The organism is Candidatus Kapaibacterium thiocyanatum (assembly GCA_001899175.1).
GTDB classification, from domain to species: Bacteria; Bacteroidota; Ignavibacteria; order Kapaibacteriales; family Kapaibacteriaceae; genus Kapaibacterium; species Kapaibacterium thiocyanatum.
This window is the reverse complement of record MKVH01000020.1, coordinates 66,125-81,111: the sequence shown is the minus strand read 5'-3', so window position 1 is coordinate 81,111 and position 14,987 is coordinate 66,125. Positions and strand designations below refer to the sequence as shown.

Sequence of the window (14,987 nt, the reverse complement as noted above, 5' to 3'; positions counted from 1 at the left end):
AAGCCCCCTATCCAACGATAGCGGGGCTTCTCTGCTTTGTGCCATCCTACCCCTCTCCTCACACTACTCCTTGCCACATGATGCACCCGGGATGGAGCGCGGCGCTGATTCTGGCGCCGAATACTGACTACACGTCAAGAGGCTGGAGATCGTTGGTATGGAGTCCTACTCTGTTGCCCTCACTGTCGAGGAACAATGCCACATAACCTCCAGGCCCGATCGAATGCACGTCACGTAGTACGGTGCCACCGAAGACGGAAACGCGCCCCACGATCCTGACGATATCCTCACCCGCATTGAGATAGACGACGGTGCCGTGCTCGGACGGCTGCCGATGCTTGCTCAGAATGACGGACCCACCCGCCGCATCGCAGTCGAAGGGAAAGTACATGGTCGGCTCGTTCATGACGTCTTCCGTCGGAAGATCCATGCCGAAGATGCCACGATAGAATCGTACTGCACGATCGAAGTCATGGCAGGGTATTTCGAACCAGTTGGATGCCGTATTCACGACGGAGCCCCGTGGGATGATGTGCAGTCGGTGATCGCTGCAAAGCTCAGTGTCCCGGATGACAACCGATTGTCAGGAGCGTTGGCCGCCGCTCGGGGCATGATGGGCGGCGATCCTCGTGCCGATGTCGTGAATCCACATCCGAAGGTTGTCTGGTTCCACCACGGTGATGCCGTCTTCCATCATCGCCAGCCAGCGCGCGAAGTAGTCGAGATGGTGCACCATGAACGTCATACGCATGCAGGATTCCCTGGCCTCCTCCGAAACGAAGCCGAATTGATGCCGCGAGTCGGTGATGGTCGGCAGGATGTCGTATCTGACGTCGACGACGATGGGAATGCGATCTTTCTTCTCCATCCGAAGATGTCCCGTTACCAGCTCGGTTAACGTCGGATGCGAGGAAGGATTGAAACGTTCGATCGTGGACTGTGCGTGCTCGATCCTGTCGATGCGGAAATCGCGGATGCCCTGTTTGTCGCGACAGTATGCGTGCAGGTGCCAGCGCAGGCCGTAGAAGCTGAGGCCGATGGGCTCCACGTCCCGTTCGGAATAGGTCTGTCGTGCATTGGTGAAGTAACGCAGACGGACGACGCTATGGTCGAGCAATGCGTTCTGCAGGACGTTCATGACGTCCGGTTGCATTGTCCTGCCGATGCTTCTCGGAGGCTGCACGATGACGCGTCGCTCGAGCTCTTCGACATCGTCCCGTCCCTCGCTTCTGAGTACTGCACGAATCTTCGTCATGGCACTCGTGACGGTCTCCGACGATCCCGTGTCCGCGTGGGCGGCCAGCATCTTTTCGGCCAGAAGCAACGCCCGAGCCTCCTCCTGTGTGAACTGTACGGGAGGCAGGGTATACCCCTTGGCGAGTGAGTATCCCACGCCGGCCTCTGCGGCGATAGGTACCCCCGATTCCTCGAGTGCACGCATGTCACGATAGACCGTGCGCACGGCGACGCCGAAGCGTTCGGCGATCTCGTCGGCGGTCAGAACGTACTTCGACTGGAGCAGGATGAGAATCGCCTGGAGGCGCTCTAGTCTGCGCATGACGTGATTCGGGTGTGAATGGATGAAAACTGCCGAACCAATCTAGCGCCCGGTCACATATCGAACAATGGTGTCGATAACATTCGTGTCGCCATGTCCGGGCCGATGATATCGAGGACTCTCACCTCACGTCGATCCAGAAACGCCTCTTTGCCGGACGTCCGGAGCCAGGAGATACCGAGCTTTCATAGATGCCTCCGTTCCTGACGATGACGCGTTCGGATGCCGCATTCCCGTCGTCGCACGTCAGCAGCAGCCTGCCCACTGCCCTCGCACGATCCGTATCGAGAATGGCCCGAAGCATGGCGGAGGCCATACCCGTATTCCTGTACGACGGACGTACGATATAGCCGATATGCCCTCCGACCATGGCGAGCATCTCGTTGAGTTCATGCCTGAGAGCGATGCGACCGACGACCGTGTCGCCGACAAGACCCCAGTAGATCGTATCGCAGACGAATCCTGGCGGCCGTTCGAACTCGCGGTTCAGCAAGGTATTCACATAGGCATCGAAGTCACCGTCGAGCGTATCGAGTGGTGCCGCTTCGCCAAGGTATATCCATGCTGTACGTTCCGCATCGTTCGTCAACTCTCGGAACCCTTCGAGATAGGTCTTGCGATAGCGCGCATGCGGGCGCACGAGTACGAGGCTATCGTTCGATATCGGTGAGGAGGCCGGCATATCGGATGTCATAGGTGGATACTGCGAGTGGCGGAAGGTAAGCGGATACAAGGCGAAATATCACCATCAGGGCGGTGAGTTCCACGTCGGAACGATCGCATCCATCTGCTGCACGATGACCTGCCGTTCCATGTCCGACGTCGTCATGGACAATGCGATATCGAAGTGATGCAGAGCCATGGTCCGATCGATATCCACGTAGAGATGTCCGAGCAGGCAGTGGTACAGATGATTGGCCGTGAGGTCGAGCTTTTCCGCTTCGACGATGGCCTGCTCGTAGCCATTCGCTTTCGCGAGCGCATACGTCCTGTTCAGGGCCGCGACAGGAGAATACTCGATCTGCAACAGACGGTTGTAGAGCTGCAGGATACTCTCCCATTTCTCGGTCGTATCGTCCTTATGGGTATGCCAATAGGCGATGCCCGCTTCCAGATGATACTTCGACAGGTTGGAACCCGTCGATGCCTGGTTCAGGAAGTGTTCGCCCATTCGTACGAGCTCCATATCCCAGAGGCCGACGTCCTGGTCTCCGTACAGGACGACGTCGCCGTTCGCACTGAAGCGCGCATCGAACCGCGACGCGTGGAAGCACATCAGCGACAGCAATGCATTGACGACAGGCAGATTGGTCGTCTCGTTCTGAACGAGGAGATATGCGAGTCTCATCGCTTCACCGCAAAGGTCCTTGCGGAGGATGGTATTCGTCGATGAGGAGTAGTAGCCTTCGCTGAACAGCAGATACAATGTCGTGAGTACGGCAGGTAGTCTGTCGTCCAGTTCGTGCGCTTCGGGTTGTTCGATCCGGATGCGCTCCGATCGCAGGCGTTCCTTCCCGCGATGCAGCCGTTTGTATGCAGCTTCCCTGGTGATCAGGAAGGCATCGGCTACCTCCTGCACACCGAAGCCGCAAAGGAGGTTCAATGCGAGCGCCACCTGGGCTTCGACCGGGATGCGCGGATCGCATACCGTGAAGATCATCGCCAGTTGGCTGTCGCGTATACGCTCTTCGGTCAGGTCGATCGACGGCTCCTCCGACACGGGCAGGTCGTTCCGCAGTGCAGGTGTGATCGTATTCGCGAACAGCGACGTCCGCTTGAGATGATTTCTCGTCTTGTTCTTCGCGACGGTATACAGCCATGCCGTCGGATTCTCCGGCAGGCCCTTCGTGCCCCATAACTCCGTGGCGGACAGGAACGTGTCGGCGACGATATCCTCGGCGATCTCCACATGGTCTATGCCGAACGTGGCACAGAGTACCGCAATGATCTTGCGGTACTCTGTCCTGAAGAGATTCGGCAGGAGTTCGTGTCCGTCCATGGCAGTGGAATCAGTTGGCGGGTTCCATCGGAACGATCATGCGGACTTCTACGTTGCCGTTCCACGGATCCTGCAGGATAGGGCATCCCTTCGCCAGCTCCGCGGCTTCGTCGAAGTCTTTCGTGCGGACGATGATGTAGCCGCTGATCGATTCCTTGATCTCGACATACGGGCCGTTCGTCACCATGGTAGGGGACTTCACGACCTTGCCTTCGTTGTGAAGCCGGTTTCCCGAGCTCACCAGCTTGTTCTGGGCGGCGATGCTGCCGATCCAGTCCTGCCACGGCTTGATGGAGGATTGCATCTGTTCCGGTGACGGCTGGTTTTCCCTGGAGACGGAGTCCCTGCGGAAGAGAAGGATGAAATCGTTCATGGTCGTGTCCTCGATGATATTGATGGTCATGATTGGGGTTGTGGTTGCGTCTTCTGGCTGAACTGTCCGACGCGATAGGTGCCTACTGCTGCTCCGAAGGCGATGTTGAGACGATTGTAGCTGTTGATGGCGATCACGCCGAGCGTCAGGTCGATGAGCTCGGTCTCGGAGAACTGTTCCCGGGCCGTGGCATAGACGGCGTCCGATACCATGCTCCCTTCGAGTCTCGTAAGCGCTTCGGCCCATTCCAGAGCGGCGCGCTCGCGTTCCGAATAGAAAGGAGCTTCGCGCCAGGCCGGGAGGACGTGGAGGCGTTGCTCGGTCTCGCCGACGGCACGCAGGTCTTTCGCGTGCATGTCCAGACAGAAGGCGCATCCGTTGATCTGCGACACCCGAAAATACAGCAGGTGCAGCAAGGCTGTTTCGATCGACGATTGGGCCAGGTGTCTGCCGAATCCCGACAGGGCGCCAAGCACCGGGGCGCCCTTTTCGAAGACGTTGATTCTGATGTTGCTCATTCGAACCTCGAACGCAGTGGGTGAATGTGTCGTACACCCCAATAACAATCGAGAATCCGGTATTGGACAGAGCCCGAAAAAAATCGCACCGAGCCGGAAAGATAGTCGGTCGGTACAGGTAGCCGATCGCATGAATGGCGGGGCGATCGGCCCGAAAACGCACGAACCCGAACACCATGGTCTGGTTCTCGGGTTCGTTATCGTCACATCCTTCGTCGTCATAGCGTTTCCCGCGCTTCTCTGTCATATCTGCCTCCTTTCCGGATGGAAATTGGAGACCTCTACACTGTCAACCAAACGGGGGAAGGTCAACGTCATCAGCGCATGGAGGACAACCCCCAGGATTGATCAAGGATATTTCTGTGTTGGAGTGGTTAGACACCCGTTTGGTAAATGAGTACGATCGTGTGCTAGATGGCTGAATGACAATACCGTCGATATTTGTCACTAGCCCTGCTTCGGGTCTATATTGGGCCGCTTCACCGCGCGAATGTGTGTAGTGTACACGTGAATGCGAACTGAGATAGGAAGCTATGAGGAAATTGGTACGTTGTCCGGCAAGACGGTATCCGGTGAGTCTTGCAGCGAGTGTTCTGCTATTCATACCTGCCATTCCTGGCATTGCCGCTACGGATACCCTTCGTACGTACGAACCGGGTGGACACTATGGTGTCTACACTGACGGCAGTCTCGTGAAATGTGTCCAGCGTATGCGGCTGCCTGCGGGTACGCGCATGACGTCGGTCTCGGTCATGCTGGATGGTCCCCAGGGTGATCATGCGTGCGATATCGTCGTCTACGGACACGAGGGCGGACTACTCGCACCACGCCTCGAGCGTGCTGTCGTACGAACCAGAGTCACGAAGGAGAAGGACGGCATCGAGACCGTTACCACGCACTTCGATGATCCGTACGTCCATGCAGGCGGACAGTGCTTCGTGTCGGTCGAGGGGCGCCATAACGACGTCAGACTGGTCACGGACATGATAGAGCGTGTGGCGCCATGCACCGAAGCATCGGGCCAGCGCCGACTGGAACAGCTTGTGCAGGCGTCTGGCGGCGCATGGAGCACGGCACCCTTCGGTTTCATGATGGACGTCGTGGTGGAGATGCCGGAGATCACGGAGCGTGGCTTCGTGCGCGACACGATGCTGGACGACGCACGGGACAAGGGCCGGAGTGACGTGCGGTATCTCTCCGTGAGTGACGTCAACGGCGACGGCAGGCTCGACTTCTCGGCGGCCGGAATGCTCTACATGAACGATGGCAGGAGCATGACGCCTGTCGACATTACGCTTGAGGACACCTCCGCCACGCCCTACGTCTTCTTCGTGGATGCCGATGGCGACGGACGCATGGATGTTGCGGCCATGAATGGAGCGGGTGATGACAAGGTGACGTTCTATACCATGAAGCATGGTGGACATCTCGTGCACATGGGCCAGGCCCAGCTTTCGGCGTCTCTCGTTCCCATGAGCATGTCGATCGGCGACATCGATCACGATGGGAAGGAAGAAATACTTCTCGGCGGCCGCTCGGCGGGAGTGCCGACGCTGTTTGCTCTTGGGCGTGCCACATCCGGCGTGTGGCAGGCTTCGCCGTGGGCGCAGGATCTGCTGGGCACGACCGAAGCCCCTGTCACGATGATCGCCGACGTCGACAAGGATGGACGTCTGGACGTCGTCCTTCGTACGGGAGCAGAGGATCATATCGTCCGCATGGTCGGCGAGGGACAGAGCTGGAGCACGGAGGCACGTGGACGTGCCGGAGAATCCACCCTGAGAGAGCCCATCGGATCATGGATCGGTTGGGACGATGAGCGGCAGGCCGCGATCCTGCGCCTCCCGTCATCCGTGCCGTGGAGCGATGCGAATGCAGGTACGGCCCATGACGTACGCATGGTTTCCTATGGCAGTGCGTCCATCGCACTCGACGACGGCGATGCCGAGAGCCCGCGCTATGAGGAACATCTGAGTTCCGTTATCTATGCCGATCTGGACAACGATGGCGTGCAGGAGCAGCTTCGCTTCTCTCGCGGAACGTGCCGTTACCTCGGCGTCTTTCAAAAAACAAGCGGAACGTGGGAAGACGTTACGTCGGCATGGGGCCTGGATGGTCTCGACGACTGCGGCGACGGCGTCGTCTGTGATCTGGACGGCGACGGACGCCTCGACCTCCTCGTCGACCGGCGAAACAGCGTTCAGGTCTATTACAACCGCATGAACATCATGCCCGGACGCACGGCCCGCCTCGCGGCAGCACCACAGCCGCTGGCGGGTGCGTCCGTGGACGTCGGCACGACACATATGACGTACGCGAGCGGCCGGGGGCGGCTCGTGCAAGACCCTCCCGTGTTCACGTTGCCGCCGACAGGCAACACCGCGGACACGATGACGGTCTACTGGCCGGGAGACGGAGCGCTGAAGGAGCGTGTCCTTGTGCAGGCAGGAGGCCATGACATCCATGTTCGCCGTGGGAGTACGGGTACGCTCGCCTCGTATGACGAGGCCGTCCAGATACGCATGAGTGGTGCGTCGCTTACCATTTCGTCGCAAGGGACATTGGAGCGCGCGAACATCACGCTCCTGAACCTTGTGGGAGAAACGGTCCTTGCCTCTGCGCTCGGCAACCTCCCCGCTGGCATCCATACGCTGACCATCTCTGAACTCGACAAGACGAAGACACTCGTCTCAGGCACCTACGTCGTCCGGCTCCAGTGGGAGACGGGCGATGCCGTGAGTGTCCTGCGCATCATCCGGTAGCACTACAACATCACGCACGATGCCGCGGGCATATCGGTCATCCCGGTATGCCAGGACGATGATTCGTGCCGCGATCCGATCCTGATACATTCCTCCATGTGAAACCACGTACGATAATGAACGTCAAGACCCCGCCATCACCTGCACCAACGCCATCCTCGACTACCACGATCAGCAGACCCCTCGTCATCATCATCGGGGCCGTCGCGGTCCTTGCCTGCGTGGCCTCCATCTATCTCCTTCTGCGTCCTGCGGCATCCACCCGCACGGGCATCGTCCGCGTGAATACCGTCCTCGAGCGGTATCAGGGGGCGCAGGATGCACGGCAGGCATTCCAGCGGACGGCCGGAGCATGGCAGGCGAACGTGGATACGCTGAAGGCGGAACTGCAGACCATGATCATGGACTACGAGCGTGAGCGTTCCGGGCTCTCGGCTGCCGAGCAGCAGGGCCGCGAACAGGCCCTGCACGCCAAGGAGGCGCAGGTACGGGAATACGCGTCCGCCATCATGCAGCGCATGGAACAGGAGCAGCAGGTCCTGACGGGCGGTATCGCGAGCCAGGTCAAGACTGCTGCCGAGGAAATCGGCAAGCAGCACGGCTATGACCTCGTGCTCGCCATTCAGGACGAAGGAATGCTCCTTTATCAGTCGGAGATGACGGACGTCACGCCCATCGTCCTGGAGTATCTCCGGACGCACTACTCCGGTTCATTCAAGGGCAGCAAGGACAAGAAGAAGTGATACGAGCCGCGACGATAGCCACGAACGTATTCCTCGCCGCCTGTATGGCGATGACAACCATGCTCTGCGGCTGCATGCGCGAGATGACCGTGCCGGAAGGATATGCGTGGCTGCGTGATCCTGAGCATGGCATGAGCGATACGATGGTCATCCGGAACTATGTCATCCGCTGCACGATGATGCCCGCTGCATTCCGCCGCGCCCGTCTTGCGATGCGGAATGCCACAGACAGCACGAAGCCACATGGCGCGGATGCCGTCGTGCTCACGCTCGAGATCACGCGGCGTGACGGCCGCCCTATGAACGAGATGCAGGACATTCTCTTCGACGACATGACATCGGTGGGTGCCTACACGGAAAAACTCGCCGGTCTCTCGTTCCGGCTGCACGAGGACATGACGCTCGAAACGGATAAGGGCCACTCGTATAGTGGTGCCGATACCTTCATGGAACAGACGACGGGCCTCGGTGAGAGGCGCATCATCACGATCACGATGGCGGCAAGCGAGCATGATATCGCGGCATCGGACGAAGCACGGCTCGTCTGGACCGACCGCTACTTCGGATCGGGCCGCGTACAGTTTCAGTTCAGACCACGCACACTTCGCAACCTACCGGAACTACGGATATGACAGTGTTCTCACGATGGCGGCAGGCGACGGCCATTGCCCTGTGTAGTGTCTTCATGGCGGAGCTTCTCGTGCCGACGGTCGCCCACGCTCTGACGTCGGGTCCCGCGCAGCCGGAATACACCTCCTTCGAGCCACTCGGCACGACGGGTATGGTCAGCGAGTTCAACGGCGGATTCACGTATAACATCCCGCTTCTTGAAGTTCCTGGACCGCATGGCAGTTCGTATCCCGTGACACTCTCCTACCACTCCGGCGGGACGGCGGAAGAAGATGCCTCGTGGGTCGGTTTCGGATGGACGCTGAATGCAGGCGCCATCAGCCGGGGCATGAGAGGACTTCCCGACGATGCCAACGGCGAGGACGTGCGTCAGATCAACAAGATGCCCGCGAGCGAGACATGGATGACGGGAGCGTATTCGACGCTGCAGGTGGCGAGCTACGACGTCCTCGAATTCAATGCGGCACGGCGCTACAACAACTACACCGGATACAGTGTGACGTCCGGGAGCATGCTCAACATCCTGAATCTTGCGTCCGTCGGCACGACGACGCAAAACGGCGTGAAACGATTTTCGGCGACGGTTGACTGGTCGCGCCTTTTCAGTGAGTTCATGACGTCGACGGGAGCGATGGCAGGCCTCAGCGCGACGTCACTGGAGAATGCGACGAGCGGCCCGACATACTCACGCGCGCTCCTCGGGCAGATGTCGAGTGTCTACGGCACGATCGGGAGCTACCTCGCGCGGTCGTTCTCGACGACCGTGATGCCGAATGCCACGACGGAGTATTCAGGTGTCGACAAGGTCGGCAAGTTCGGCGTGACTGCGGGATTCATGCCGGGGCCTGTGCTCATCGGCTTGCATCAGGGCATCATTGCGGGATACTCGAAGCGGGAAGCCACGAATGAGATCGTCCGCAAGGGATATGGCTACCTGTATCAAGGTGCGGCATCACTGGGCGACGACATGACGGACCACTCATCCGAGCGCGAAACGCCATGGACGTCCCGCGACCGCTATCTCTCACCGGCCTATCATTCCTATGACCAGTTCACGTGTAATGCCCAGGGCATTGGCGGAGGGCTGCGTCTTGTCCATGATCGTGCAGGCTACACGACTCCCGTCGCGACGACGAGTCAGTTCGATAAGATCGACCTGGGTCTGGAAGCAGGCGGCGGACCCGACAAGCTCACGATCGGCGGATCTCTGCGCGTAGGAACGTCGATCATGACGCTCGCATCGGGCCTTGGAGCCGGGCATCAGTTGAACGGCATGAAGCACCGCCCGTATTCCAGTGCCAACAACCGGGCCATGATGCGCTTCGGCAATGATCCGGCGGACAACGTTTCGTATGCGTCCGATACGAAGGCGGTGGCTCCATCACTGGTCTTCGGCGTAGGTACGGGTCTGGAACTCGTCAACATCGGTACGACGAGCGGGCTGTATTCGCGCGTCAACAACTGGCATGTCGACAGTGTCTACAAACGCCTTCGGTCGTCATCCAGCGTGTCGTATCGTACGAACAAGGAAATGGTGCGCGGCAGTACGCTCTCGAGCAAGCAGCCATCGGCCTACTCGGCCGCGCTCCACGATACCATCATCGACCGGACCGAGAAGGCAATCGCTGATGGCATCGGCGAAATCAGCGTGAAGAATCCCGGTGGGATGCAGTACGTCTTCGGCCTGCCGGTCTACGCCCGCAACGAGCGTACGCTTCAGTTCGTGGGCAGAAGTGTCCATGACCTCTATCGCCGGAGCAACCGTACGGCGTTCGGCACACTGAATCTCAGCACACCCGGAGCTACGGGGATGGTACGCACCGCACCGTACGCTACGACATGGCTCATGACGGAGATCAGGACGCCGGACTACGTCGACAGGACGATGGACGGGCCGACCCTGGACGACTTCGGCGGCTACACGCAGTTCGGCTATCGCCGTACGGCAGGCACGAGAGAGAAAGGCACCTTCACCGACTCGGTATCGAAGAAATGGTTCAAGTGGAGAACGCCGTATCAGGGATACTCGTATAGTCCCGGCCGCCTGACGCAGACGCACGACGACCGCGGCGCCGTGGCGATGGGTGAAAAGGAGATGTACTTCTTGTCGAAGATCGAGACGAAGACGCACACGGCCTTCTTCGTGACGAACAAGACCAACTATACGGTGCCGAAAAGCGGTGGTGGCACGATCAGCATCAAGGGATCACAGAATACCCGTATGGATGCCTTCGAGGCCTGGAACACCGGCATGATGGACAACGACGAAGAGGTGTGCGGCAATCTTCCCGGTCCCGGTAATCTTCAGACGAGACTTGCCATGCCGCCTGGCCTATACAACAACAAATTCGTCGGCGGCGTGAAGAGAAACCGGACGAAGATGACGAATCAATACTTCGATGACCATTCGCAGGACAACAAGTCGGAGTATCTGGAAAAGGTCATTCTGATCGCCAAGGACGAGACCGGGAACTATACCGACGTCATCAAGACGACCAACCTCGAATACACGTACGAAGTGATGCAGACACCGGCGCAGCGCTGGGTGGAGATGACGAAGTACAACTCCCGTACGAAGCGCTACGACCCTCGTCCCGTCGCCGATTGGGACACGGTCTATTCGCTGTCGGGAATGCTGAACTCGGCCATCTCGCTCACGTCCAGCGGCGTCTATGCCCAGCATACGACGTCGGCCGCCGTGACGCGCATGGGAAAACTCACACTCAAACGTGTGTGGACGGACTACGGCACGGCGCTGAATGCCCGCATCAGTCCGTATGAATTCCAGTATACGTACCGCCGTCCTCGTACGCAGTCGTATCCGGCCGAGATCAAGGGGAATGCACTCTACAATGACATCATCACCTTCGACTCCGCATTCGCCCGCGTGACGGGCGACGCCACGGCGGCGGACTCCGCACGAGCCGACTCGCTGACGGCGGCGATTCAGAATCCGTACTACGATCCTGTCATGGTCGATGCCTGGGGCGGATTGCGGTGGAACGGTTTCAGTGACGGCGACCGCTACCGCGAGCACTATAGCCAGCAGGGACAGGACGGCAGTATCGGCTACGACGCGGGCGCCTGGCAACTGAAGATCATCCGCCTTCCCAGCGGCGGCGAAATCCGCGTGCAGTACGAGCAGAACACCTATTCGCATGTCCAGAACGAACCCGCGATGGCGCTCGTCCCCATCAAGAATGTCGTTCGCGCGGGTGATGACTGGTCGTTCGACCTGGACCTTGCCGCACTGCCGGGACGCGACCCCGCTACGCTTCGGAAACTCGTCGAGGACTACGCGCGCCGCGAGAAGCTCTTCTTCAAATTCCTCATGCCCATCACGCCGTGCCCCGTGTCACTCACGACGACGTCGGTACCGGACTCGGCGGCCGAATTCCTCACGGGCTATGCCGACATCGATGCGAACAACGTGACGCTCCAGAGCGGCAATACGGTCATCCGCGTGAAGATGACGTCGTCGCCCAAACCGCCGGAACTCCTTCGGGAGTTCATCCGGAACGAACGCATGATGATCAACACCTGCGGCCGTGAGGCAGAGGAGCAGGACCTTACCGAACCTGGCACAACGTCGAAGGCGGTCTTCGACAAGCTGGACCGGATGGGCGGCGTCATACAGGCGAATGCCATGGGGATCGAGAGTTTCACGGCGAGTCCCGGTTTCGGTATCTACAAGGCCAACTCGTACGTGCGCATTCCGTGCCAGTTCAAGTACGGCGGTGGTCCGCGTGTGAAACGTGTCTTCCTCTACGATCCCGGCATCGAAACGGGACGTGCCGCTATCTATGGCAATGAGTATCTCTACGACAAGGTCGAGGCAGGTGTGCGCACGTCCTGGGGCGTCGCCACGAACGAGCCCGGCATGATCCGCGAGGAAAGTGCTCTCGTGAAGTTCCTCATAGGACGCGATGAACAGCAGTATTTCGACAAGCTCGCCGCCGGTGTGGACATGGAACAGTTCGAGGGACCGATTGCGGCTTCGCAGCTTCCGGGCGCCAGCATCGGCTATGGCCGCGTCATCGTGAAGAACATCGTCTCGACCGGGAGCGAGCCTGGCTTCACCGCCGTCGACTTCTTCACGGCCATGGACTATCCGGTGAAGATGGAGAACACGGACATTGATGACGTCCCGGAATATTTCCCGCCCATCAATCTTCCCATTCTCGCCGTGCGAAAGGGTGGCACCAGCGCCACGCAGGGCTATGCCATCCATCATAACGCCATGCACGGCAGGGTGAAGGCCATGCGCAAATGCTCGGGCGCGTTCTCATCGTTCAACGAACGGACATGGCAAGTGGTGGAGTCCATCGAACATGAGTATTACGAGCCGGGCGAGGGGATTCCTGTCCTGAGCGTCAATGCGGAGGGTGAAGCCAGCATCACCACGGCCGTCCGTGGTATGGAGATGGACCTGCATACCGAGACTCATGCCGTGCATGACCTCACGGCCTATGCCAAGGTCGACGCCGACGTGGGCGTTGTCTTCCCGCTCGCCGTCATGGGGCACGTGGCACCACCGCAGGCCCTGCTGAAAGATCAGTATCTGAAGACGGCGACGATCACGAAGGTCATCTCGTACGCCGTCTTCGAGAAGAGCACGAGGGTCGTCCGTGACGGCCGCACGATCAGAACGGAAAACGTCGCCTTCGACGATGTGACGGGGGCGCCCATCATCGTCCGCACCTACGACGAGTTCGCGGGGATGGAGAGCCCTGCGGGAACACAGGACGGTAGTATGGTCGACTATACGATCCCCGCCTACATGGTCTATCCGGCGATGGGACCTGCGTCGGATGGTGAAGGACTTCAGGCTACCGGAACGACGGTGTCGGTGAGCGGCAGCGTCGTCACCATCGCCAGTGCAACGTCCTTCACGAGTCACTGCATGCCGGGCGACGTCGTGATGTTGCAAGGGTCCGCCGGGACGGCCTTCGCCCAGGTCACGTCCATCTCGGGCGCCAATCTCGTCTGTGGTCATGTGACGAATGCGCCTCAGGCCTCGGCGTCGAGCGGCGTTACGGCAACCGTCGTGAGAAGCGGCCGCACGAACCAGCTTACGGCCGTGGCGGGGAAGATTCTCCGCTCGGGTACCTACTCTCCCGGTACGACGAACGTGTGGAACCTCACGAGCGGTGTGGTAGCAGCGTCGGCGACGACGTGGGGTGATATATGGGACTACGACACGACGCTCATCGGCGGCCTCTATGCCACGGCACAGAAGAACGACTATGCCAGAGGCATACGTGGCAAGTGGCGTCCGTCGGCGCAATACGTCTATCGGGATTCCACGTTCGATCTTTCGGCCACGCACCGTGCGTGGGAAGCGGGCCGCGCGGCAAGTACGTACGAACCGTTCCCGTACGGCGATCCTGCATCGCGGACAGTGGCGCGGTGGATCCGCACGTCGAACGTCATCCAGTATTCGCCCAATGGCGATATGCTCGAAGAGCAGAATGCCATCGGCATCTCGTCGGTAGCCCGCTTCGGACATCAGGGCAGCGTGCCGTCGATCATCGCGCGGAATGCAGAAAGCGGTACGGCACTCTTCGAGAGTTTCGAGGACAGGTACGGATCACCTGTGACGTCGACGGAGAATCACACCGGACGTCAGTCGCTTGCCTTGCAGACGACGGCGATCACGGCATGTACCGTGAAGGTCAATCAGCATTACGAAGACAAGGGAATGCTCCTGCGGGCATGGTACCGGGGGCAGTATGCGGCCATAGCCAAGCTGGGTGGGACGACCCTGCCCACGCCCGTACAGCGTGCCTACGTCGCCGGGTGGAAGCTCATGGAGTGGAACGTCCCGGCGGGTCATGCGGCGCTCACGACGCATGGCGCGGCCGCGCTGACGTTCCAGGTGGCGACGAATACGGGCTACATCGACGACGTCCGCGTCCAGCCACAAGACGCCGAAGCCACGTGTTATGTCTACGAGCGGACGTCCTTGAGGCTTCTGGCCCAGCTCGACGACCGCCACTTCGCCGTCATCTACCGCTACAACAACGAAGGGCGCCTCATGCGCAAGGAGCGCGAGACCGAGCGCGGCATCGTGCCCTTGTCGGAGGCCGAGTACAATACGCCGGGCATCGCGCACTATACACGCAAGAAGGACTACGTGGGGACGGCGCCGCTGCGCGTCGGCATGTCTCCCGCCGGTGTCATGGATGGAGGAACGGAGATGCTACCGGGCACCCTCCGGAAGCCTGCCAGCATGAAGGCGGCAGGCGACGTGCTGGACATCCGCCTGACGCCGGAGCGCCGCCGCATGAGGCTCTTCGGTGACACGGTGAACGTCGAGAAGCCGAACGTCCTGAAGGACGGTGTCCGCAAGTACCTGAACACGAATGACGAAGATTCCACCGGAGGAAGGCCATGAAAGCCAT

Annotated in this window: 10 protein-coding genes; 4 read left to right on the top strand and 6 right to left on the bottom strand. The window is 59.9% G+C overall.

The genetic code is table 11. The annotated features are described in order from the left end of the window. Nucleotides 1-127: 127 nt before the first annotated feature. From BGO89_06220 to BGO89_06195, 6 genes are all read right to left on the bottom strand, one after another. Nucleotides 128-511 carry a hypothetical protein gene (locus BGO89_06220; GenBank protein ID OJX57991.1) on the bottom strand — a complete coding sequence of 128 codons (384 nt, stop codon included), beginning with the start codon at nt 509-511 and terminating at the stop codon, nt 128-130. Nucleotides 512-583: 72 nt separating this feature from the next. Continuing rightward, nucleotides 584-1,558 (bottom strand): hypothetical protein, encoded by a 975-nt coding sequence (locus BGO89_06215; protein OJX57990.1) that lies wholly within the window; start codon nt 1,556-1,558, stop codon nt 584-586. A gap of 121 nt (nt 1,559-1,679) precedes the next feature. Further along, nucleotides 1,680-2,252, bottom strand: coding sequence for a hypothetical protein (locus BGO89_06210; GenBank protein OJX57989.1), 573 nt, complete (start codon nt 2,250-2,252; stop codon nt 1,680-1,682). A gap of 54 nt (nt 2,253-2,306) precedes the next feature. Then, on the bottom strand, nt 2,307-3,557 hold the full coding sequence (locus BGO89_06205) for an RNA polymerase subunit sigma (protein ID OJX57988.1): 1,251 nt from the start codon (nt 3,555-3,557) through the stop codon (nt 2,307-2,309). 10 nt (nt 3,558-3,567) lie between these two features. Continuing rightward, nucleotides 3,568-3,930 carry a transcription initiation protein gene (locus BGO89_06200; GenBank protein ID OJX57995.1) on the bottom strand — a complete coding sequence of 121 codons (363 nt, stop codon included), beginning with the start codon at nt 3,928-3,930 and terminating at the stop codon, nt 3,568-3,570. Between the two features lie 26 nt (nt 3,931-3,956). Further along, nucleotides 3,957-4,448 carry a carboxymuconolactone decarboxylase gene (locus BGO89_06195; protein ID OJX57987.1) on the bottom strand — a complete coding sequence of 164 codons (492 nt, stop codon included), beginning with the start codon at nt 4,446-4,448 and terminating at the stop codon, nt 3,957-3,959. Nucleotides 4,449-5,020: 572 nt separating this feature from the next. On the opposite strand from BGO89_06195, the gene BGO89_06190 reads away from it, so the two are divergent. The 4 genes from BGO89_06190 to BGO89_06175 all read left to right on the top strand — a co-directional run bounded on the left by BGO89_06190 (nt 5,021) and on the right by BGO89_06175 (nt 14,980). Then, nucleotides 5,021-7,210 carry a hypothetical protein gene (locus tag BGO89_06190; protein OJX57986.1) on the top strand — a complete coding sequence of 730 codons (2,190 nt, stop codon included), beginning with the start codon at nt 5,021-5,023 and terminating at the stop codon, nt 7,208-7,210. 116 nt (nt 7,211-7,326) lie between these two features. Then, entirely contained in the window at nt 7,327-7,953 is a 627-nt protein-coding gene (locus BGO89_06185; protein OJX57985.1) for a hypothetical protein, read from the top strand. Next, nucleotides 7,950-8,585 (top strand): hypothetical protein, encoded by a 636-nt coding sequence (locus BGO89_06180; GenBank protein ID OJX57984.1) that lies wholly within the window; start codon nt 7,950-7,952, stop codon nt 8,583-8,585. Before BGO89_06185 ends, BGO89_06180 begins: the two co-directional genes overlap by 4 nt. Before the next feature lie 53 nt (nt 8,586-8,638). Beyond that, on the top strand, nt 8,639-14,980 hold the full coding sequence (locus BGO89_06175) for a hypothetical protein (GenBank protein ID OJX57983.1): 6,342 nt from the start codon (nt 8,639-8,641) through the stop codon (nt 14,978-14,980). The last annotated feature ends 7 nt before the right edge of the window (nt 14,981-14,987 follow it).